This is a genomic window from Parasedimentitalea denitrificans (assembly GCF_011813015.1).
Lineage (GTDB): Bacteria > Pseudomonadota > Alphaproteobacteria > Rhodobacterales > Rhodobacteraceae > Parasedimentitalea > Parasedimentitalea denitrificans.
In genome coordinates, this window is sequence record NZ_QHLQ01000001.1 from 190,439 (window position 1) to 211,548 (window position 21,110).

The window sequence follows — 21,110 nt, forward strand, 5'->3', positions numbered from 1 at the left end:
CTTGGCCGCCCTTTTTGTTGTCTTGTGTTACCACGCGGTCAGGTTCGAATTCACCAAACGCGTTTCTGGTTCATGTTGAAGGTCTTGACGCTTTTGGGGTCGATTTTGGTCATGAACTTGAACGTCGCAGACTCCATATCCGCCATGTCCGCCATGATGGCGGCCTTTGCTGCATCTGCTGCATCCTTTGCTGTCCAGTGGACCAGATCCAGCCACCAGCCATCACCGGTTCGGAACAATTCACGGTCAGTGAACCCCGGCTGAGCCGCCAGCTCTGTCTGGATATCCTCGGCTGCTGTCAGGAACTCTGGTTCTGTCGTCGGATACAAGAACTCAAGCTCAGACCCCGGCTCAATCAGGCGGAATACCTGAAGCTCGGTGTATCCATCGCCTTGCGGAATGTCTGCGGTTTGCCAGTGGCGGATGCGGTCTGCGTGGAACCAAGCCATAGATGAGATATCAATCAGCTCCATGATCGGTGCGCCATCCGGATCGACCAAGATCTCTGCTGCAGCCTCGGCAAAGTCACCAACCGAGCGCCAGTGGATCGAGTCGATCCAGTAATCCCCCCCCTCTTCAGCCATGAGCTCGCGGTAAATCCGGCCGTCAAAGCGTGGCAGGAATTTATCCTGAACATGCTGAGCACCTTCGAGCATCTGTGTCTCTTCGGTGCCCGGGACCAGCTTGAACCAAGCAATTTCGAGGATCGTTTTATCCTCGGCAAATGCCATCTGAGCAGTAAGGGAAAGCGCCACAGCGCCGGCGGAGATGATTGATTTGAACATTGTCGATTCCTTTTTCTGAACGATAGGTGGGAAATAAATGGAAACGAGCAACCGCGTCAATATTTTTCTGAACGATAGGTGGGAAAAGCTTGCTTCTTGGCTTCTGATGCGCCAGAAAGGATGCATGGGAAGACACAAAAGCTATAACCGCGACGATGTTCTGGAGAAGGCGATGACCTTGTTCTGGGCCAAAGGGTTCGAAGGGGCGCATCTGTCCGAACTGGTCGAAGTGACCGGCATCAAGCGCTTTAGCCTGTATGCTGAGTTTGGCGGCAAGGACGGGCTGTTTCAGGAGGCTCTGGAACTCTACCTGCAACGCGCGCTTGCCGTGTATGATGCGACGCTCAAAATGGAACCCTATGGGCTGGACAATCTTCGCAACTATTTCAAAGAGATGAGTTACGGAGACGACTATCATGGGTGTTTCCTGATCAACACTCTGACCGAGCAGAACATCATCACCTCGACCGCTTTCGAAGCTGCCCGTCAGGTCATTCAGAGAGCGCGCGCATTGTTCCTGATGAACCTTCAAGTGGCTCAGGAAGATGGAGAAATCGGGCCGGACAAAGACATCGAAGCGCTCGCCAATCTGTTGTCGACACTTGATAGCGGGCTTTCGATCTATGGGATTGTCTCACCAAGTGACGAAGAAAAGGACGCCATTGTTGCGCAGGCTTTGTACTTGCTGAGTTAAGCGGCCCGGTGTGCACGCGACGCCCTGCTGAAGTCAGAACAGCTTGGGCCGCACCGAGAGTTTTCACTTAATTGGCAGGTATAAAAGCAAAGAAGCGGACAATTGCCGGTTCTCGATTAAAAGGCGATAAATGGCCTAGTCTCTTGCCCTTTTCGTTGGCTCACCAAACGCAAAGTACGTTTCACCTCTGGAAATCGACTCAACTTACCCTCACTTTGGATGTGTAATTTCAAGTCAGAGGATATTGTAATGAGCAATTTCAATCGCAGAAACTTCCTACGAACTGGACTATTGAGCGCGAGTTTTCTGATCTCGCCTGCCGCAGTTGCTTTGGCAAAGACATCTTCTCTTTCTGACCTAGGCAAACTGTTGGTCATGGATGCCACTATAACGATCTATTCCGCCCGCGAGATCGTCACGCTTGACCCGTCACAGCCAACAGCCTCTGCTGTTGCAGTTGTAAACGACCGCATTCTGGCCTGTGGCACTCTGGACGAGGTAAAGGCCGCTGTTGGTGATCGTGCCTATCAGATGGATACAACCTTCCAGGACAAGGTGGTTGTTCCGGGCTTTATCGCCCAGCACGCGCACCCACTACTTGCGTCCCTGTCGATGTCGTCTGAAATCCTGTCGATCGAAGACTGGGAACTGCCCACGGGGACTGTTCCAGCGCTGAAAGACAAAGCTGATTTTGTGGAGCGCCTGATGGCCGCCGAAGCAAAACTTGAAACACCCGAGGCCGTGTTGTTCAGCTGGGGCTATCATGCCGCATTTTATGGCCCGCTTACCCGCAGCGATCTGGACGAAATCAGCTCTACCCGCCCCGTCGTCATCTGGCTGCGGTCATGCCATGAATTTGTGATGAACTCATTCGCCCTTAATCAAGCAGGCATCACTCAAGAGATTATGGATGGGTGGAGCAAATCCGCCAAAGAACAATCCAACTTTGAAGAGGGTCATTTTTGGGAGCAAGGCATGTTCTCAGTCCTACCCCACATTGCCCCCATGGTTGCCAACCCTGACAAGTTCCAAGAAGGCGCGATTGTGATGCGCAATTACATGCACGCAAAGGGGATCACCTTTGGCAACGAACCCGGTGGGATCTTGGCCAAACCGGTACAGGACGCGGTGAATTCAGTCATGTCCGACTCGTCTATGCCATTCCGCTGGTCGTTTATGGCCGACGGGAAGACCTTGGCGGAGACTTATGCGGATGATGCAGAAGTCATTGCCGAAACCGAGAAGCTGGAAAGCTGGTACAACGGGATGACCCACTTTGCAGAAGGATCTGTAAAGCTGTTTGCAGACGGGGCGATCTATTCGCTCGCGATGCAACTGCGAGATCCCTACATCGGTGATTATCACGGCGAGTGGATGATGGATGAGGACCTATTTGAGCGGTCTTTCCGCATTTACTGGGACGCAGGATATCAAATCCACATTCACGTAAACGGCGATGCAGGGCTGGATCGCGTTTTGAATAGTCTTGAAACCAACCTGAAACGTAATCCACGTTCCGACCACCGGACGACAATTATCCACTTTGCGGTCAGCGCAGCGGATCAGGTGGATCGCATCAAACAGCTTGGCGCCATTGTGAGCGCAAACCCATATTATGTGACCGCTTTGTCGGATCAGTACAGCGAAACGGGGCTTGGGCCAGAACGTGCAGATCAGATGGTGCGTCTGGGTGATGTCGAGCGTGCTGGTATCTCTTATTCGCTGCATTCCGACATGCCAATGGCCCCCGCCGACCCATTGTTCTTGATGTGGTGTGCGGTCAATCGGATCACCAGCTCCGGACGGGTTGCCGGTGAAGGTCAACGTGTCTCGCGCGAGGGCGCCCTGCGCGGTGTGACCCTTGATGCGGCCTATTCACACAGACTGGAGCACGAACGGGGCAGTATTGAGGTTGGCAAGCTCGCGAACTTTACAATTCTGGACGACAACCCCCTGACCGTTGATCCCGTCGAAATCAAGAACGTAGGCGTCTGGGGTACAGTTATGGAAGGTCGGAAAATTCAGGTTGGACAGGATGAACAAGAGGCATCGCTGCGTCCTACTCCGCTTGGCATTGACGGGTCAGAATTTGCCAAAGCCGCAATTGAGCATGCTATTCGATCGGTTCATTCCCACGGGTAGCAATAAGCTACGCCGTTGCTGAACGCCTAAAGCGGCAACCACACCAAAAAGCAACAAGGGGCGGTCGACTGGACCGCCCTTTAACTTGTGCAAGCAGACAGTCATGATTTTATGCGTGCCGTTAACATCATCAGGCGAGCTTCGGATCAGAAAACAGGCACGTTCGCATGTTCTGCGATGAACGCGTGAACTTCCTCGAAAAACAGGTTGAAGCAGGGCTCGCCCTCTAGGGCAACGTGGTTATTTCCTGAAAGTTTGATAAATCGCGCTCCTGGGATTGCACGGGCAAGTAGTATCCCCTCCTCAATCGGCACGACCTGATCACCTTCGATGTGAAGGATCAGTGTTGGGATATCGATCTGTTCCGCTATTTCGAGAATGTCCATTTGACCGTTCATCTCTTTGATACGCATCGCGTTTTGCGGAGAGCTGCTAATTCTTTGAAGTTCGTCAAAACTATCGCGAATGTCTTTTGTGGCATCAGGGGCAAAGCCAGATGCGAAGAATTGGCGATAGACAGGGTTGGTCGATCCCCAACCTTCGCGAAACATAACACGCGCTGTTTTCCAAAAAGCATCATGCTCCGGATTGTTGCGCTTTGCCTCTCCGCGGCCAAAACCGCCCAACAGGACAAGACAGGAAACTCTATTTGGATGCTTGGCCGCATAGCGAATGGAGAACCCCGCCCCCTGACTGACGCCAAAGAGTGCAAACCGGTCAAGGCCAGATGCTGCTACAACGGCCTCCATATCCTGGGTCATTGCATCAAATGAAATCGTATCGACGTCCCAGTCTGACAACCCATTTCCGCGTTGATCAAAGCGAACCAACCGGTTTGCTCGCGCGAACTCGGCCAGAAACGGCCCCCAAATTGGATTGCCCCATTCGTATTCAATGTGATTGAGATAATTGGGTGCCTTAAAAACCGGTGGGCCTTCGCCGACGTCCGCCCATGCGATCTTTGTTCCGTCTTCTGAACAGCAATATTGCACATGCTGTTGCAGCGCCAGTTCGGGCTTTGTGCGCTCATCTGGTGCATCAGGTGTCCACTGCCAAACCCTAATTGTGCGCGAGATATTTTTGACCCTTTGCCCCCCCATGTCGCGAAAGAACCTTTGGTTCTGGTCATTTACGGCCTGGTGAACAATATCGGAAATGCACACTCCGCCCGGCTCTGCCAGTCCCTCTAGGCGCGCAGCCACGTTTACGCCGTCACCGAAAATATCATCCTCGTCGAAGACGACGTCCCCCAGATTGATGCCAACCCTGTATTTTATCCGCTGCTGTTCTTTCATTTCCGTTTCCCGATGCGTCATCTCCGACTGAATGCCAATAGCACAGCGCACTGCATCTTGGGCTGACGAAAACTCGGCCAACATCCCGTCGCCAGTTGTTTTGACTATGCGTCCCCGATGACGTGAAATCGCTGGATCAATCAATTGCAACCGGTGCGTTTTCTGTCGTTCAAGAACCCCACCTTCGTCGTGTTCCATCAGACGTGAGTAGCCAACCATATCGGCGACCAAAACAGCAGCTAAACGGCGTTCCATAGGGAGTCTCCAGTTTCCTAGTGAAAATGCATCGGTTGGAACGGAAAGCAAGGGAGGGTTGGGCGTTCCCATTCCGGGCCCCTTTGCCCCCGCAACGACAAAGAAAAGTGCCTCATTTGGACAATGTGCAACCCAGATGGCATTGCAGCCAGTGGTCAGTCCAGTTTCGGAATTGTTGATTGTCGCCAATTTCTGCTTAAGCTGAAGGGCATAACGATTAATTGGAGTGTTTCATGGACAGCCTTTATTCAGACGACGTACTGAACCGATTACCATTTTGGGTAACACCACCAGGTCAAACCGATGGTTTTTTAATTGTTATCGGGCTTGTCCTAGTCGCTGTCCTGCTTGGCTTTGGGGCGCTCTATTTTACGATTCAAGCCATTCCTGACCGAATGGCCACAGGCGCCCACAAGGTGCAGATGCAATTGGTCAGTGTGCTGGGGCTGATCTCACTTTTCACATTGAACAATGCATTCTGGATTGCCGCAATTTTGATTGCAGCAGTGCCGTTGCATGAAGTTTTCCCATCGATAAAATCGATGCTCGACAAATCGGAGAGCACCGATGCTTGAGCTCATATTTTCAGCCCTGATAACGATTTTACCCGACTATCTTTACCGCCATTACAAACAAGGTAAGAGGCTTGGGCATGAGATCACGCTGTTCAACGTTTGGTATGAACTGCGCTGGGGACTAACTGCCTGCGCAATCTTGGCGATTACACTGCTCACGGTCATTTTTTACTACCACCCGACAACCCGCAATGTATCAGCAGCGTTTCGAACTGTTACTGTGCTGTCTGACAGGGCTGGCCGCGTTGCAGAAGTCTACGTTTCCAACAACGCCGACGTTAAGGCAGGCGATGCCATCTTTCGACTTGATACAACCCGCCAGGAGGCCGCCGCTGAAACAGCGCGACGTAGGATTGATGAACTCGACGCGGCCATGGCGCTAGCAGAGACACAAATCGCAACAGCCACCGCTTTGGTTGCCGCCGCCGAGGCCGACTTGGCACAGGCGCGCGATGATCTGGAACGTCGCCGGGCGGTTGCCGAACGCAACACTGCGGTGGTTAGCGAACAAGAGTTGGCGCGCCTAGAAACAACCGTGGACCGCGCCGAGAGCCAGCGGGACAGTGCACAGTCCACTTTGGAAGGCACCAAGCTCCAGCAGAGCGGTGTCATCCCAAGCCAGCGGGAAAGTGCGCGCGCGATGTTGAACGAAGCAGAGGCCGAAATCGCAAAATCAACTGTCTATGCAGAGGTAGACGGCACTATGAAGCAGTTTCTACTGAAGACCGGGGATATCGTGAATCCCATCCTCCGACCCGCCGGCATTTTGGTGCCCAAAGTGACAGGTGAAGGACATTTCATTGCAGCCTTTGGTCAGATTTCCGCCAGCGTCGTAAAGAAGGGCATGTTGGTCGAAATCACCTGTGCATCAAAACCGCTGACTGTGATTCCGATGATCGTAGAGGACGTACAGAGTGTTATCGCCGCTGGTCAGTTCCGGCCGGGTGATGTGCTGTTAGACCAACAAGACCGACGGCGCCCGGGGACAATAACGGCATTTCTCGCACCAATTTACCCGAAACATCTGGAAGAGGTGCCGCTTGGGAGCTCTTGTGTGGGTGTGGCTTATACCAGTCGGGCCAAAGAGATCGAAGCCGGAGAGATTACCGGGTTCTCGGCCTTTGTCGCGCGTCTGGTTGATGGAATGGGAATTGCAAACGCCATCGTTATGCGTGCTCAGACCATTCTACTGCCGGTTAAGGCGCTGGTGTTTGCGGGATAACCAGAAAGTATGATCTATACTTGGACCTTTTTCACAACCTTCGCGGATGTATTGCTGCGGCTCGGGCCCATTGTCTTGGTGCTGATAGCACTTATCACCGCCAATGGATTGCTGGTTGGCCGCATCGAGGGTTGGAAGCGAAGTGACGCACTGTATCACGCCTTTATCAACGCAACGACCGTAGGGTATGGTGATTTCCGCCCTACCCGGGGTGTTTCCAAATTTCTTGCGGTCCTGAATGCATTCTTAGGCCTGTTGTTCACAGGAATTTTCGTCGGTGCAGGTGTCTATGCGGTTGAAAAGGCCTTTAATGTCTTCCTGTAACTGCTGCCCCCTGGGTCGGCACCTAACAGGCTGTTCATATTGCAGCTTCACAGACAGCTATTTGGGCGCGCTTTCTTGACCTGATCAAGGTCGTAGGAATCTGCTTCTACTCTAATTAAAAAGGGCGGCCCGATGGACCGCCCTTTTTAATCAGTTGCCTTTGCGGGGCTTCGACTTGGGATAAGCACCGCCGCCTTTGGCAGCGCCACCCTTGGCTGCAGCAGCGCGGGCGCGGTTCTTTTTGCTGTCAGGCCGACCCTTCGGGGGTGGTGGGCCTTTTTTACGTTCGCCGTCGCTGCGCGTTTTACCCGCATAGGGTTTGCTATCGCCGGACTTGCGACGCTTTAGCGGTGTGACGTGCTCTTCACCCGGACGGGCCATGCGCTCTGACGGGTTACGTGCCGCCTTGCTGGCCGCGCCTTTGGGCTTTTTGGAGCGTGGCGCGGGTGCGTCGTTCCAATCTGTTGGTGGGGTTGATGGCTTGCCGCCGTATTTGCCGCTACCCTTTTTGCCCATATCGTCCCGCGGTTTGCGGTCTTCACGTGGCTTATAGTCATCACGAGGTTTGCGATCTTCGCGCGACTTATAGTCGTCACGCGGCTTGCGATCTTCGCGGGGTTTGCGGTCTTCACGTGGGCCGCGTGCTTTGTAATCATCACGGGGGCCACGGTCTTCGCGCGGGCCGCGGGGTTTGCGATCACCACGGTCATCGCGGCGCGGGCCTTTGCCCTCAAACTTGGGGCGTGGCGAATTGGCGATATCTGGCGCCTTGTCCAGCTTGGTCACCTTGGAGCCTTCGACCTGATCACCGCCCAAAGCCTTGAGGAAGCCGTCAACACTGCTTTGACGCAGCTCAACAAAGCTTTCTGTGTTCTGCACCCGGATCGCACCTAGGTCGTCTTTTGACAGGTTACCAGCCTTGCACAGCATTGGCAGCAAGCGACGAGGTTCTGCACCAGCATCACGGCCTCCAGAAATCGAGAACCAGACCGACGGGCCAAATGGCTCGCGCTCTTTGCGGGCGCCGCGGTCCTGACCCGGATCACTCAACTCCTCGGGTGCGGTATGGCGCGAGTGGAACAGGCGCAGATAGGCTGCTGCCAGTTGCTCTGCCGAGAACTTATCCATCAAGTTTGCAACTGGTGTGGCTTCTGCTTCAGTCACGGCCTCGTTCCAAGCAGCATCACCCAGCATACGGGCTTCGTCCTGGGCACGCACGGCGTCGGCACTTGGTGCGTTCAGCTCATCCGCTGTCAGTTTGGCCGAACGCAGCAGGCGCATCGCCTTGCCGCGCGACTTGGGCGGCACGATCAGTGCAGAAACACCATGGCGCCCTGCCCGGCCGGTCCGGCCCGAGCGGTGCAGCAGTGTTTCGTGGCTGTTTGGCAGTTCAGCGTGGATCACCAGATCCAGTTTGGGCAAGTCGATACCACGCGCAGCAACGTCAGTCGCAACACAGACACTTGCACGACCATCGCGCAGTGACTGCAACGCGTTGGAACGCTCGGCCTGTGACAGCTCGCCCGATAGGGCCACAACCGAGAAACCCCGGTTTGACAGACGAGTGGTCAGTCGGTTCACCATGGCACGGGTATTACAGAACACCAGCGCATTAGGGGCCTCGTGGAAACGCAGGACGTTGATGATCGCGTTTTCGCTATCGCGCTGAGACACAGCCAACAATTGATAGTCGATGTCCGCGTGCTGCGATTTCTCGGCAACCGTGGTGATCCGCTGGTGATCTTTCAGATAGGTTTCAGCCAGACGCGCGATGCCCTTTGGCACAGTGGCCGAGAACATCAGGGTACGGCGAGTTTCTGGTGTTTCGCCCAGAATGAATTCCAGATCTTCGCGGAAACCAAGGTCGAGCATTTCGTCGGCTTCGTCCAGCACCACGGCGCGAACTTCGGACAGATCGATTGTCCCGCGCATGATGTGGTCGCGCAAACGGCCCGGCGTAGCCACGACGATATGCGTGCCGCGATCCAACGCGCGACGCTCATCACGCATGTCCATGCCACCAACGGTCGAGGCCAGATGAGCGCCAGCGCCAGCATAAAGCCAGCCCAGCTCGCGCTTGACCTGCATGGCTAGTTCGCGGGTTGGTGCGATCACCAACGCCAAGGGGGCAGCGGCACGGCCAAAGCCCTCTTCGTCACCTAGCAAGGTCGGTGCCATTGCCAACCCAAAGCCTACTGTTTTACCTGAGCCGGTCTGGGCCGAAACCAAAAGATCCGACTGTTCGAGTTCAGGATTGCTGACCTCTTGCTGGACCTGGGTCAGAGATTCATAACCGCGCGCCTGAAGCGCATCTGCGAGTGCTGTTTTCACGATATTCATTTTCGCTTGCTGCAGGGCACGGCAATTGGGACAGCCAGCCCGGAATTTTGACGGCACCACCATCACGGTGGGCGGGGCCCACGTGACCCGATTGGGGGCATGTAATAGGTTTCAGAGCAAAAGTATAGATGTTCTGTTGTTGAGGCAGCTATGCGCTCAGCGGCAAGCAAAATTCTGCCTTAGGTAGGCCAGCTAATTCAACTTCGATTAACCGCCAGGTGTGAGGGCCGCTATTTTCCAAGCGACCCAAACTGTTCTCAGGATCCGGGCGGGGCATAGGCCCCTGTCAGGCCCGCTGCTTTCTTGATGACCGATTCAAAATCATCACTGGTCCAGGCACGCACTGTTTCAGCTTTGGAAATCGCGCCAGACGCCGACACTGCCATAGCCAATGCAACGGCATCAGACCCATCCGGAGCTTCGGACACCAGAACAATGTCATTAGTGCCGGTGGTGTTATAGATGGCCACGACTTTGCCACCAACACTGTCTAGCAGTTTTTGAATTGCCCCAGTTCTGTCTTCCGGCTTGGATAACAAGCCTTTGATTCCAGCCTGCGAATAGCTTGCGTAGGTTATAAATAGTGCCATGGTTACCTCCGGTGACGGGTTAAATAGTTAGAACATCCCCAGACATCATGGTCCGAGGTCAAGCTCTACCAGTGACTAATTGGTCAGGGCTGAGATCAGGAAATATGCGCCACAGGCGATCAACACACCGCCTGTCACGCCAGATAACTTGTGCATGTTGGGCACGGCCTTTTCGGCCAGAACATACAGCGCCAGCCCGACGATCCAGTAGACATTCATGATGCCGCCAACAAACAACAGCGCCATCAACGCCCAACAGCATCCCAGACAATACCCCCCGTGGATCACGCCCAACCGAAGTGCGCCGAATGCTCCGGGTCGACGGTGCTGCACCAAAAACTCACCGGGAGAGCGGCAATGCGAAAGGCAGGCATCCTTCACTCCTGTCAGTTGGTACAATCCAGCCAAAAGCAGTACCGCGCCAGCAAGCGCCCCGGACTTGATTGGCATCATTGCGCCCATCGAAAGGCCAAGGGTTTCAACCTGCCACTGCGCAAAGGTTGCGACCAGGCTAAAGCCCCCCCAAGCCAGCAAATACCCAGCCAAAAACAACAAGCTGAGCATCACGACCCGGTTGGCATCAGGCCCCATCCGTTTAACTGACGTATACAAGAGCAACATCGGTGCTGCACTGGGGGTCATCATGGCGATCATCATCGCCCACCACATGGCAAAGTTCAGCCCAGCATACCCCGGCGTCCAAACGGGGTTCATCACCATCGAAAGACCGGCTCCAGCGAATGTATACCAGGCGGCCATGACAGTGATCGACAGCGCAGCCAGCGCAACAATCCAGCCATCTCTGCGCGCTAAACGTTCCACCGGACCTCGTGCCAGTGGCTGCTTCAACTGCCCCACTTCAATTCTCCCAACTCAAGCACCAACCCGTCCTTCACCTGTCAGATGCAGACTGGCGATGTGGGCGTGTGTTCCCGAATTTTTCAGCAATTCGATTGCGCCACCCGATGTCTTGGTGTGCCCCTTGGCCATTTCGGCAAAGCCGAACTCAAACCCGTTTGGCAGACGAATACCAACGCGGTGCGGTGCGCCGGATACAATATTAGGAATCGGCTCGGCCTCAAGCTCGACAACACCCGCGACAGTGCCTTTGCCGATCCGGTCCTCTGCGTTGATCTCAACTGAGATCGGCGCCACAAGTGTTTCATGTTGGGTCGCGCACATGGCGCTGAAAATGAACCACATGGTGGCCATTTCAACAGTATCTTTGCCGGTCATGATGGCCTCTAGCGCGGCACGCTGCTCGGCGCTGGCATTTTCATCCATGATCAGCTGCATCTGGCCTTCGCCTTCGTGGATCGGCCCCGGCCATTTGTAGACCCCGGCTGCCAGTAACCCGTCTAAATTGACATCGCCGTAGTGACCTTTGTCGATGCGAAAGAACACCGCCGCCTCGCAGGTTCCGTCCGTTGGCAGAACACCAAATTGGCACGGGCAACCAAAGTTGCAGTTACAATTGGCGATTTCTTCGCCCTGAATACTCCACTTTTCCATAAAGCCCCCTCCAGAAGCACAATACCTTCACAACAAACTCACCGTAGACGGAAACCACCGAAACGGCGTAATCATTACAAGGTAGCGCAGTGTTTGGGATTGCGACCGACATTGCAGAAATAATTGGATCGTCGCGGGTGGCAACCTACCAGAGATAGGACCAGTTGGCCGACAAACGCCCAGCCAATTCGTGAACCTGTGCAGTTCCTCTTGCCCTTGCCCGCCAGATGTTGCACCAATCCGGCAAACGGGGCCCCTCCGATGGGGGTATGAGAACAAGGATCGCGCGTCATGAGCAACGGCTTGCTGGATATCACTGCTAAACCCACCGAAAGCATCTCGGTCCGCGATGTGTTCGGCATCGACACCGACATGACCGTCAAGGGCTTCGCCGAGAGCTCAGAGCGGGTACCGGCCATCGACCCCACCTACAAGTTCGACCCGGACACCACGATGGCAATTCTGGCCGGTTTCTCGCACAATCGCCGGGTCATGATCCAAGGTTACCACGGCACGGGTAAATCGACCCACATCGAGCAGGTTGCAGCCCGCCTGAACTGGCCTGCTGTGCGTGTGAACCTCGACAGCCACATTTCCCGGATCGATCTGATCGGTAAGGATGCGATCAAGCTTAAAGACGGCAAGCAGGTCACCGAATTCCACGAAGGAATTTTGCCATGGGCGCTGCGCAACCCGGTTGCGATTGTGTTTGACGAATATGACGCTGGCCGTGCTGACGTGATGTTTGTGATCCAGCGCGTACTGGAGCATGACGGCAAGCTGACCCTGCTGGACCAGAACGAGATCATCACCCCGAACCCACACTTCCGCCTGTTCGCCACCGCCAACACTGTTGGTCTGGGTGACACCACCGGGCTGTACCACGGGACTCAACAGATCAACCAAGCCCAGATGGACCGTTGGTCACTGGTGTCCACGTTGAACTATCTGAGCCACGACGCCGAAACCATGATCGTGCTGTCCAAGGCGCCGCACTACAACACCGAGGCAGGCCGCAAGACCGTCAGCCAGATGGTGACTGTGGCTGACCTGACCCGGACTGCATTCATGAACGGTGACCTGTCCACCGTGATGTCACCACGTACCGTGATCAACTGGGCGCAAAACGTCGAGATTTTCCGCAACGTTGGCTATGCCTTCCGCCTGTCGTTCCTGAACAAATGTGACGAGCTGGAGCGCCAGACCGTGGCCGAGTTCTATCAGCGTTGCTTTGATGAGGAACTGCCCGAAAGCGCTGCAAACGTAAGCTTGGGGTAAGCAAACAGGACCGAACAGATGCACATTGGGTTGATTGGCGGGATCGGTGTAGCAGCCACGGTGGTCTATTATCAGCGCCTTACGGCGGCAGTAGACCGGAGAGGCGGAAAGCTGGATCTCACCATCAGCCACGGTGATATTCAGCCCCTAATCCGCAATAACCTGGCAGATGACCGCCAGCCGCAGGCAGATATTTTTGGTCGCCAAATTGATCGCCTTCGGGACGCTGGCTGTGATTGTGTTGCCCTTACCTCTCTAGGGGCGCACTACTGCGTGAACGAGATGAATGAGTTATCCTCTCTACCGGTAGTTTCCGGTGTAGCGCCATTGGACGAGTATTTTGTTTCACAGGGTGTGAAGCGTGTGGGTCTGCTTGGGACGCGATCAGTCATGATAACTCGTCTTTTCGGCCAGCTGAAACAAACTGAGACGGTGGCGCTAGATGATGAGATCGACACTCTGGGGCAGAGCTATCAGGACATTGCTGTTGCAGGCACCTGCTCTGACGAACAACGAACGCAGATGCTGGATGCCGGCCGACGGATGATTGCACACCATGATGCTCAGGCCGTTGTTTTGGCCGGCACCGATCTTAACTTGGCCTTTGACAACCAGAGCCCAGAGTATACCGTAATTGACGCGCTGGATGTGCATGTATCGGTTCTTGCCGATTTGGCCACCGGACGCCGCAACCTTGACGAAGTGGCGATGAGCAAATGAAAAAGCCGAACGACAACCCAGCTGATCCGTTCAAAAAGGCCCTCGCCGAGGCCACCAAGGTCATGGCTGACGACTCGGACCTGAGCATCAACTACACAGTTGACCCTTCGGGGCTGTCTGGTGATGCCATGCGCCTGCCGCAGGTGTCGCGCCGGATGACTCGCCAAGAGGTACTGCTGGCCCGTGGGACTGCCGATGCGCTGGCATTGCGACATAAGTTCCACGATGACGGCGTGCACGCCAAATACGCCCCACCCGGTGACATGGCACGGGATCTGTACGAAGCGATGGAAACAGCCCGCTGCGAGGCGATGGGCGCGCGGCATATGCCGGGCACTGCCAGCAACATCGACGTCAAAATCCACAACGAGGCCCTGCGTAAAGGTTACGATCAGTGCAAAACCGCATCTGAAGCACCACTGGCTGTTTCAGCCGGGTATTTAATCCGCCACCTGGCCACCGGCCGTCCTCTGCCCGCAGGCGCTAGCAACATTATGGAGCTGTGGCGCGGGTTTATCGAAAACCAGGCTGGCGATACGTTGGAGAACCTGGACGATAAGATTGATAATCAAGCCGATTTTGCGCGGTTTGCCCGTCAAGTGATCTCGGATCTGGGCTATGGTGATCAGCTGGGCGAGGACCCGGATGATGTCGACGATCAGGATGATCAGTCCGAGGACGACGCCGAAGAGCAGCAGGATCCGGATAGCACCGGTCAGGACGATACCGAAAACGAAGACGCTGATGCCGAGCCCGAGCAGAGCCAGGAGCAGCAGCAAGACGAACAGCAGGCTCAGGTCTCGGCTGATGACATGGCTGACGAGGAAACTGGCGAAGAAACCGAGATGCCCGATGGCGAGGCACCACTAGAGCCGCCTACCCCGATGCCTCCTTCGGATGCCGATCCGGATTACAAGGTGTATCTGGGTGACCACGATGAAGAGATCCACGCCGAGGATCTGGCCGAACCTGCTGAACTGGAACGCTTGCGCGCTTATCTGGATCAGCAGCTAGAACCGCTGAAGGGCGCGGTGAACCGTCTGGCCAACAAATTGCAGCGCCGACTGCAGGCACAGCAGAACCGGTCGTGGGAATTTGATCTGGAGGAAGGCATTCTGGACGCTGGCCGTCTGGCCCGTGTGGTGGTCAGCCCCACCACGCCGCTGTCGTTCAAAATCGAAAAAGACACCGAGTTCCGCGACACCGTGGTGACGCTGCTGATCGACAACTCCGGCTCGATGCGCGGACGACCAATTTCGATCGCCGCGATCTGTGCTGATGTTCTGGCCCGCACGCTGGAACGCTGCAACGTCAAGGTCGAAATCCTTGGCTTTACCACCCGGGCGTGGAAAGGCGGACAGGCGCGTGAGGTTTGGCTGAATGATGGCCGCCCACAGATGCCGGGCCGTTTGAACGACCTGCGCCATATCATCTACAAGAGTGCCGACGCCCCGATGCGCCGCACCCGGCCCAATCTGGGGCTGATGATGAAAGAAGGCCTGCTGAAGGAAAACATCGACGGTGAGGCGCTGGAATGGGCACACCGCCGCATGGCAGCCCGGCAGGAATCGCGCAAGATCCTGATGGTGATCTCTGACGGCGCGCCAGTGGATGACAGCACATTGTCGGTGAACCCGGCCAACTATCTGGAAAAACACCTGCGCGATGTGATCGCCATGGTAGAGAAGAAGAAGATTGTTGAACTGCTGGCAATTGGTATCGGCCATGATGTGACCCGTTACTACAACCGTGCGGTCACCATTACGGACGTGGAACAGTTGGCTGGCGCGATGACAGAACAACTAGCCGCGCTGTTTGATTCCGATCCGCGCGCACGTGCCCGGGTGATGGGGATCAAAAGGGCCGGCTAGGCCGGCCCTTGCCTCCGGCGGAGGTATTTGGAACAAGAAGAAAAATGGGCACGTCTGAGAGAGGGCGTGCCTTTTTGCTAAGTCAGCACTGGAGCCCCCGATGTATCAGACATTTGATGTGACCGCCCGACCGGAACAGGGACCGCCACGCCTGCAGGCCCTGCGCGATGCGATGGGTGCTGAGCAATTGGACGGCTATCTGGTACCGCGCAACGATGCCCATCAGGGGGAATATGTTGCCCCCCGTGACGAACGGCTGAGTTGGCTAACTGGCTTTACCGGATCAGCCGGGTTCTGTGCTGTGTTGCAAGACAAGGCCGGTGTTTTCATCGATGGCCGCTATCGCACCCAGGTCAAACGACAGGTCGCGCAGGAGTACACTCCGGTGCCTTGGCCTGATGTGAGCCTGGCGGATTGGCTGAAAGAGCAACTTCCCAATGGTGGCCGCGTTGGATTTGACCCCTGGCTGCATGCGGCAGCGCAAATTCAGGTGTTGCTGCGGGACCTTGCGGACAGTGATATTGAACTGGTGCAGATGGTGGACAACTTGGTGGACCGGATCTGGCAAGACCAGCCCAATGCCCCGATGCAGCCTGTCAGCGCCCATGCCATAGAATATGCAGGCGAAAGCGCGACGGAAAAATGTGCCCGCCTTGCCAAAGATCTGCGCGACGCCGGTCAGACGGCGGCGGTAATCACTTTGCCTGACTCGATCATGTGGCTGATGAACATCCGTGGCTCAGATATTGCGCGAAACCCGATTGCCCAGGGATTTGCCATTCTGCACGACGATGCGCGCGTGGACCTGTTCATGGCTGAGGAAAAGCTGGATGGGGTGAGCGACCATCTTGGATCGTCGGTTCAGCGAAAAGACCCTGCGGACTTTCAGACCGCTGTTGCTGCACTGAATGGAAGTGTTGCGGTCGACAAGGCAACTATACCCCAAGTGCTGGCGGATGCACTGGGGGAACGGGCGGTGAATTCCGGCGACCCCTGCGCCCTGCCAAAGGCTCGCAAGAACAAAGCCGAGATTGCAGGAAGTGCTGCCGCCCATCTGCGCGACGGCGCCGCAGTGATAGAGCTGCTGACCTGGCTGGACGCACAGGCTCCGGGTAGCTTGACCGAAATCGATGTCGTGAAACAACTGGAAGGCCTACGCCGCCGCGATCCAAACCTGCGCGACATCAGTTTTGAAACCATTGCAGGCACCGGTGAAAACGGTGCAGTCATGCATTACCGAGTGACCGATGACAGCAATACTGTACTGCAAGACGGAGATCTTCTTGTTCTGGACAGTGGCGGTCAGTATCTGGATGGAACCACCGACATCACCCGCACCCTGCCGGTCGGAACCCCGTCAGAAGAACAGCGAGCATCCTTCACCCGAGTACTGCAGGGCATGATTGCCATGTCCCGTCTGCGTTGGCCCAAGGGGCTGGCCGGGCGCGATATCGAAGCCATCGGCCGCATGCCCCTGTGGCTGGTCGGGCAGGATTTCAACCACGGATTGGGCCATGGCGTCGGCGCATTTCTGAGTGTTCACGAAGGGCCGCAGCGTCTGGCGCGGGCCAGCCACGTGCCCTTGGAAACTGGTATGATTCTGTCGAATGAACCGGGGTATTACCGCGAGGGGGCCTTTGGTATCCGGATCGAAAACCTGATGGTCGTCGAGCCCGCCCCAGCACTAGCGAGCGCCGACCGTGAGAGGGACATGCTGAGCTGGCAAACACTGACCTTCGCGCCGATTGATCGACGGCTGATCGTCATCGAGATGCTGACACGCGAGGAACGGGATTGGTTGAACAGCTATCATCAAGAGGTAGCGGCAAAGATCCGACCAAACGTCAGTGCCGAAGCACAGGCATGGTTGGATGCTGCGACCGCGACAATCTGATACATAGCTGCTAGACAGGTTGCACAATACCAAGAATTTAACAGTTACAGGGACCATTTCATGACGGAAATTCGCATTCGCAAGGCAACTGGCAATTGGGTTGTGCGCTCTGGAGGCGCAATTCTTGGGGAAAGCACAAACGCGTTGGAGTTATCTGAAGGGGATCTGGCACCAGTCATCTATTTCCCACGCGATGATATCGCCATGGCCCTGCTTGACCGGACTGACAAAACCACGCACTGCCCACATAAGGGCGATGCCAGCTACTTTTCGATCGTCAATAAGTCTTCGGTGACCGAGAATGCCGTGTGGAGTTACGAGTCTCCAATTGATGCAGTTGCAGAGATCAAAGACCACTTGGCCTTTGTTCTTGGGGATTCAATCAAAGTTGAGCAACTGTAAGGTCGTCACAAACCCAGCCAATTTGTCCTGCGCCCATTTGTGGCGCGGTTAGGTAGTCTGACGTTGCCCTAAGGCGCCACGTCAGACCAAAAACCTACATTGGATGCCAATCCCCCCAAAAAAACACCCTGTGGGGAGGAGGCGAGGTTTCGGACTACGGCAGCAAGTGTGACAACCAGCCGCAGCCAAAACATATACTAGTAAAACAAAGAATTCGTGAGTTGGCGCTTTGCAGCTTCCATTGCGTCACCCGATCCAACAAAATGCGTCTCGTTTGCACATTGAATCGCGTAGTCGATCAGGGCCTCCATTGCCACTCGTTCATTGTCTTGCTCGCTCATTTTATTATTTAAATCGGCCTCTTGCGGACCAACTTTCGAGAAGAACATGTTATTCCTTCCGTCGTGCCTGTGAGTGATGCTACTGTCGTTTCTTATCTTGTGGTTAACCTGTGGATAAAATCAATCGAAAGAAAAAATTAACCTATGCGTAATGTAGATATATCACAGGTTAATGGCCGCATTTTGCGCATCTTTATCGCTGTCTATGATTTGAAGTCAGTCAGCAAGGCTGCGCACCTTCTGGATATCAATCAGTCCACTGTTAGCCACAGCATCGAAAAGCTCCGCGGCATTCTGGGCGACAGGCTATTCGTTCAGGCCGGGCGTGGCATCATCCCTAGCGCACATTCCGATCTGATGGCCCCCAAGGTTCGGCGCTTATTGGCGGACATGGAAGCGTTGGTTGACCTGGGCGAATATAACCCGCAGGAGGACCCCGAGCCGTTTTCAATAGCCGCGAATGGTGGCACGCTGGCCTGCGGAGTGTCTAAAATTCGCGACGCAATCTGGTCGCAAGTGCCTGATAAACCCGTAATATTTAGAGAACTCGGCACCCGAAACAACGCTGAATCCATGCTGGACAGCGGCAGCGCAAATATCGCTATTACAGTGCGTCAGTCCAAGTACCCGCAGGCGTTAAAACATCAGCCACTATCGTCGGACCAAATGGTGGTGTTCTATGATGCCTCTGTCTCGGACCCGGTTCGCACCGTCACTGATTTCTGCAACGCCCGTCATGCGGCATTGGACTTTGGCGGCAGTTCAGCAAGTACCCTAACCCAGACCTTGGAAAAACAGGGGCTAACCCGCAAAGTTTACTGCATGGCACCGAACGCCTGGTTGCTGGCAGAGATGGTTCGTGGAACCGATCTAATTGCAACACTTCCAAATCAACTTGCACAATCGGCGTTTAGCGGACTGCAGTCTTGCCCCCTGCCCCTAAAACAATCGGTTTTAAATTTCGATCTGGTCTGGCACCGCCGCTATGACAACTCCAACCGCCTGAAATGGCTGCGGGATTTGGTACAGGTGACGATGAACTAAGAAACCGCACACCCAAGCGGGTTAGGCTTAGCTATGCTCCTCTGCGGCAGTCTCAGCCAGTGCCCGGTTATAGGCCTTTAGCGCATCCACATGGTACAAGGCACCAAGGATTTCGGGCGCATCGCCGCTTTGATCGACCACCGGCAGGTAGGCAACATCGGCACGATCAAACATCGGTATCGCGGTATCAAGCTTGTCCATATCAGTCAGAACCAACCCCTGCTCCAACTTTGCCTCACAGTCGACAGCCTCGGCACAGCGTGGATCCCCCATTGGTCGCATCACCGTGCCGACACGGATCATTGCCAACAGATAGGCCTGTGGGCCCGCTGCACAGTGAATGTCACGCTTAGTCAGTTGGGTCAGGAAAAATGAGCGATCGACCATGCGTGACGCCAGTGCTGTCGACATTGACACAGCCACCATCACTGCCAGACCGATCTGCCAATCCCCTGTCAGTTCAAACACAATCAAAGTTGTCGAAATCGGTGCACCCAGAACAGCGGCAGCAACTGCACCCATTCCAGCAAAGGCATACAGGGTGTGCGTTCCCGAAACGTCTGGCAAGATCGACGTGGCGATCAAACCGAAAGCCAACCCTGTGAGCGCACCAATCATCAGAGAAGGGGAAAACACGCCACCACCCATGCGCCCACCCATAGTAATGGCGACTGCTGCCGTCTTGACGATTGTGAACAGGATTACCTGGCCCAACACCAAACCGCCTGTCAGGGCCAGTACAGTGGTCTCATAGCCCACTCCAATGATGTGCGGATACCAAATGGCGATAAGGCCTAGCAGCACGCCCGCAACCATAGGCCGCAGCCAACGCGGCAGGCCAAGACGGTTTTGCATCTGCGTCCCAAAGCTGTCGGCCCAAAAGATCGACCGCATCAGAACAACGGATACCAGACCGCAAATAACCCCAAGCATCAGAAAGGCTGGCAACTCAACATAGAATTGCAGTGCTCCGGGAGTTGGCAGGACAAATTCAGTCACATCCCCAAACGCCAGACGGTTGATTACAGTCCCAGCAACCGAGGCGATAACGATCGGAGCAAAAGCGTGCACCGCAAAGTGACGCAGGACCACCTCTAACGCGAACAAGGCCCCGGCAATCGGCGCGTTAAAACTGGCTGAGACGGCCGCAGCCACTGCACAGCCCAACAAATCCCGACCAGTCAGACCATCAGCACCGATGCGATTGCTAACCCATGTCGAAATCACTCCAGCCAGGTGCACAACCGGCCCCTCGCGCCCAGTTGACCCGCCCGAACTCAGCGTCAGGAACGAGGCCACTGCCGAGGCCAGACCGGCCCTCACCTCGACCCGACCATCTCCCAGCGCCGAGCCCTCGATAACATCGGCAACCGAGCGGACGCGCCCGTCAGGCGTGAAATAGTGTAGGATCAGGCCAACAACCAACCCGCCGACTGTCGGTATGAGTAAGATCCAGTACCAATCAAGGGACTCCACGAAACTATGCAGAAAATCCACATCGTCTGCGCCGTAGAGCCAGGCCTGAAGCGCCGCAATTCCCAGGCGAAATCCCAAGGCCGCAAAACCGGCGGCAATCCCAATGAGCAGCGCGATAAACCAAAACTGCACCTGACTGGGGCCACGCTGGCGAATGACTTTCCATCCATCACGCATCGCAGTCCAGACCTGCGCCAGTTGGGTCGGCAGTTCGGTATGGGTACTGTCAGCCATTTTGAGTCTCTCATTAGGTCCCACTAGTCTAGGACAGGCGGAAGCTACGAAAAAGACGGTTAATTTTGCCACCCGGTTTCGTTGAAAAACTCAACATGTTCGCCAAAATTCGTAGA

19 protein-coding genes are annotated in these 21,110 nt (G+C 55.4%); 11 read left to right on the forward strand and 8 right to left on the reverse strand.

Annotated features, from left to right (window positions below):
• Nucleotides 1-50 precede the first annotated feature (50 nt).
• The gene (locus DL239_RS00920) at nt 51-785 is read right to left on the reverse strand and encodes a hypothetical protein (protein ID WP_167681310.1); all 735 of its coding nucleotides are present in this window, start codon (nt 783-785) and stop codon (nt 51-53) included.
• Between the two features lie 124 nt (nt 786-909).
• Here DL239_RS00920 and DL239_RS00925 point away from each other — a divergent pair, with 124 nt between their 5' ends.
• Together DL239_RS00925 and DL239_RS00930 are read left to right on the forward strand one after the other, a co-directional pair.
• Nucleotides 910-1,479: a TetR/AcrR family transcriptional regulator gene (locus DL239_RS00925; RefSeq protein WP_167681312.1), complete on the forward strand. Its 570-nt coding sequence runs from the start codon at nt 910-912 to the stop codon at nt 1,477-1,479.
• A 249-nt stretch (nt 1,480-1,728) separates the two neighbouring features.
• On the forward strand, nt 1,729-3,621 hold the full coding sequence (locus tag DL239_RS00930) for an amidohydrolase (protein WP_167681314.1): 1,893 nt from the start codon (nt 1,729-1,731) through the stop codon (nt 3,619-3,621).
• Between the two features lie 146 nt (nt 3,622-3,767).
• Here the strand turns inward: DL239_RS00930 and DL239_RS00935 are convergent, their stop codons facing one another.
• On the reverse strand, nt 3,768-5,171 hold the full coding sequence (locus tag DL239_RS00935; RefSeq protein WP_167681316.1) for an alpha/beta fold hydrolase: 1,404 nt from the start codon (nt 5,169-5,171) through the stop codon (nt 3,768-3,770).
• A gap of 233 nt (nt 5,172-5,404) precedes the next feature.
• Between DL239_RS00935 and DL239_RS00940 the strand changes: the two genes are divergently transcribed.
• From DL239_RS00940 to DL239_RS00950, 3 genes are read left to right on the forward strand one after another with little or no spacing between them, the layout of a single operon-like run.
• Nucleotides 5,405-5,746: a hypothetical protein gene (locus DL239_RS00940; protein WP_167681318.1), complete on the forward strand. Its 342-nt coding sequence runs from the start codon at nt 5,405-5,407 to the stop codon at nt 5,744-5,746.
• The gene (locus DL239_RS00945) at nt 5,739-6,968 is read left to right on the forward strand and encodes an HlyD family secretion protein (RefSeq protein ID WP_167681320.1); all 1,230 of its coding nucleotides are present in this window, start codon (nt 5,739-5,741) and stop codon (nt 6,966-6,968) included. Before DL239_RS00940 ends, DL239_RS00945 begins: the two co-directional genes overlap by 8 nt.
• Before the next feature lie 9 nt (nt 6,969-6,977).
• Complete coding sequence (locus tag DL239_RS00950; protein WP_167681322.1) at nt 6,978-7,292, forward strand: potassium channel family protein; 315 nt, start codon at nt 6,978-6,980, stop codon at nt 7,290-7,292.
• Nucleotides 7,293-7,442: 150 nt separating this feature from the next.
• Here the strand turns inward: DL239_RS00950 and DL239_RS00955 are convergent, their stop codons facing one another.
• From DL239_RS00955 to DL239_RS00970, 4 genes are all read right to left on the reverse strand, one after another.
• Entirely contained in the window at nt 7,443-9,632 is a 2,190-nt protein-coding gene (locus tag DL239_RS00955; RefSeq protein ID WP_206188295.1) for a DEAD/DEAH box helicase, read from the reverse strand.
• A gap of 257 nt (nt 9,633-9,889) precedes the next feature.
• On the reverse strand, nt 9,890-10,222 hold the full coding sequence (locus DL239_RS00960; protein WP_167681324.1) for a GYD domain-containing protein: 333 nt from the start codon (nt 10,220-10,222) through the stop codon (nt 9,890-9,892).
• A gap of 75 nt (nt 10,223-10,297) precedes the next feature.
• A complete protein-coding gene (locus DL239_RS00965; protein WP_369410519.1) occupies nt 10,298-11,080 on the reverse strand; it encodes a DUF2182 domain-containing protein in 783 nt (260 codons plus the stop codon).
• Between the two features lie 15 nt (nt 11,081-11,095).
• The gene (locus tag DL239_RS00970) at nt 11,096-11,734 is read right to left on the reverse strand and encodes a DUF1326 domain-containing protein (RefSeq protein ID WP_167681326.1); all 639 of its coding nucleotides are present in this window, start codon (nt 11,732-11,734) and stop codon (nt 11,096-11,098) included.
• Nucleotides 11,735-12,025: 291 nt separating this feature from the next.
• Here DL239_RS00970 and cobS point away from each other — a divergent pair, with 291 nt between their 5' ends.
• The 5 genes from cobS (at nt 12,026) to DL239_RS00995 (ending at nt 17,899) form a co-directional block, all read left to right on the forward strand.
• The gene (cobS, locus tag DL239_RS00975) at nt 12,026-13,012 is read left to right on the forward strand and encodes a cobaltochelatase subunit CobS (RefSeq protein WP_167681328.1); all 987 of its coding nucleotides are present in this window, start codon (nt 12,026-12,028) and stop codon (nt 13,010-13,012) included.
• 18 nt (nt 13,013-13,030) lie between these two features.
• Nucleotides 13,031-13,732: an aspartate/glutamate racemase family protein gene (locus tag DL239_RS00980; RefSeq protein ID WP_167681330.1), complete on the forward strand. Its 702-nt coding sequence runs from the start codon at nt 13,031-13,033 to the stop codon at nt 13,730-13,732.
• Entirely contained in the window at nt 13,729-15,603 is a 1,875-nt protein-coding gene (gene cobT, locus DL239_RS00985; RefSeq protein WP_167681332.1) for a cobaltochelatase subunit CobT, read from the forward strand. Before DL239_RS00980 ends, cobT begins: the two co-directional genes overlap by 4 nt.
• A 100-nt stretch (nt 15,604-15,703) precedes the next feature.
• Nucleotides 15,704-17,497 (forward strand): aminopeptidase P family protein, encoded by a 1,794-nt coding sequence (locus tag DL239_RS00990; RefSeq protein WP_167681334.1) that lies wholly within the window; start codon nt 15,704-15,706, stop codon nt 17,495-17,497.
• Nucleotides 17,498-17,557: 60 nt separating this feature from the next.
• On the forward strand, nt 17,558-17,899 hold the full coding sequence (locus tag DL239_RS00995) for a DUF427 domain-containing protein (RefSeq protein WP_167681336.1): 342 nt from the start codon (nt 17,558-17,560) through the stop codon (nt 17,897-17,899).
• A 197-nt stretch (nt 17,900-18,096) separates the two neighbouring features.
• Here the strand turns inward: DL239_RS00995 and DL239_RS01000 are convergent, their stop codons facing one another.
• A complete protein-coding gene (locus tag DL239_RS01000; RefSeq protein ID WP_167681338.1) occupies nt 18,097-18,288 on the reverse strand; it encodes a hypothetical protein in 192 nt (63 codons plus the stop codon).
• Between the two features lie 96 nt (nt 18,289-18,384).
• Here DL239_RS01000 and DL239_RS01005 point away from each other — a divergent pair, with 96 nt between their 5' ends.
• Nucleotides 18,385-19,284, forward strand: coding sequence for a LysR family transcriptional regulator (locus tag DL239_RS01005; protein WP_167681340.1), 900 nt, complete (start codon nt 18,385-18,387; stop codon nt 19,282-19,284).
• 27 nt (nt 19,285-19,311) lie between these two features.
• Here the strand turns inward: DL239_RS01005 and DL239_RS01010 are convergent, their stop codons facing one another.
• Nucleotides 19,312-20,994: a chloride channel protein gene (locus DL239_RS01010; RefSeq protein ID WP_167681342.1), complete on the reverse strand. Its 1,683-nt coding sequence runs from the start codon at nt 20,992-20,994 to the stop codon at nt 19,312-19,314.
• Nucleotides 20,995-21,110: the final 116 nt, after the last annotated feature.

Coding starts and splice junctions, on each gene's coding strand:
- DL239_RS00960 (WP_167681324.1), bottom strand. CDS start 10,222: ATGGCACTATTTATAACCTACGCAAGCTATTCGCAGGCTGGAATCAAA.
- DL239_RS00935 (WP_167681316.1), bottom strand. CDS start 5,171: ATGGAACGCCGTTTAGCTGCTGTTTTGGTCGCCGATATGGTTGGCTAC.
- DL239_RS01000 (WP_167681338.1), bottom strand. CDS start 18,288: ATGTTCTTCTCGAAAGTTGGTCCGCAAGAGGCCGATTTAAATAATAAA.
- DL239_RS00950 (WP_167681322.1), top strand. CDS start 6,978: ATGATCTATACTTGGACCTTTTTCACAACCTTCGCGGATGTATTGCTG.
- DL239_RS00945 (WP_167681320.1), top strand. CDS start 5,739: ATGCTTGAGCTCATATTTTCAGCCCTGATAACGATTTTACCCGACTAT.
- DL239_RS00990 (WP_167681334.1), top strand. CDS start 15,704: ATGTATCAGACATTTGATGTGACCGCCCGACCGGAACAGGGACCGCCA.
- DL239_RS00955 (WP_206188295.1), bottom strand. CDS start 9,632: ATGAATATCGTGAAAACAGCACTCGCAGATGCGCTTCAGGCGCGCGGT.
- DL239_RS00940 (WP_167681318.1), top strand. CDS start 5,405: ATGGACAGCCTTTATTCAGACGACGTACTGAACCGATTACCATTTTGG.
- DL239_RS00995 (WP_167681336.1), top strand. CDS start 17,558: ATGACGGAAATTCGCATTCGCAAGGCAACTGGCAATTGGGTTGTGCGC.
- DL239_RS00920 (WP_167681310.1), bottom strand. CDS start 785: ATGTTCAAATCAATCATCTCCGCCGGCGCTGTGGCGCTTTCCCTTACT.
- cobT (WP_167681332.1), top strand. CDS start 13,729: ATGAAAAAGCCGAACGACAACCCAGCTGATCCGTTCAAAAAGGCCCTC.
- cobS (WP_167681328.1), top strand. CDS start 12,026: ATGAGCAACGGCTTGCTGGATATCACTGCTAAACCCACCGAAAGCATC.
- DL239_RS00980 (WP_167681330.1), top strand. CDS start 13,031: ATGCACATTGGGTTGATTGGCGGGATCGGTGTAGCAGCCACGGTGGTC.
- DL239_RS00925 (WP_167681312.1), top strand. CDS start 910: ATGGGAAGACACAAAAGCTATAACCGCGACGATGTTCTGGAGAAGGCG.
- DL239_RS00930 (WP_167681314.1), top strand. CDS start 1,729: ATGAGCAATTTCAATCGCAGAAACTTCCTACGAACTGGACTATTGAGC.
- DL239_RS00970 (WP_167681326.1), bottom strand. CDS start 11,734: ATGGAAAAGTGGAGTATTCAGGGCGAAGAAATCGCCAATTGTAACTGC.
- DL239_RS01010 (WP_167681342.1), bottom strand. CDS start 20,994: ATGGCTGACAGTACCCATACCGAACTGCCGACCCAACTGGCGCAGGTC.
- DL239_RS01005 (WP_167681340.1), top strand. CDS start 18,385: ATGCGTAATGTAGATATATCACAGGTTAATGGCCGCATTTTGCGCATC.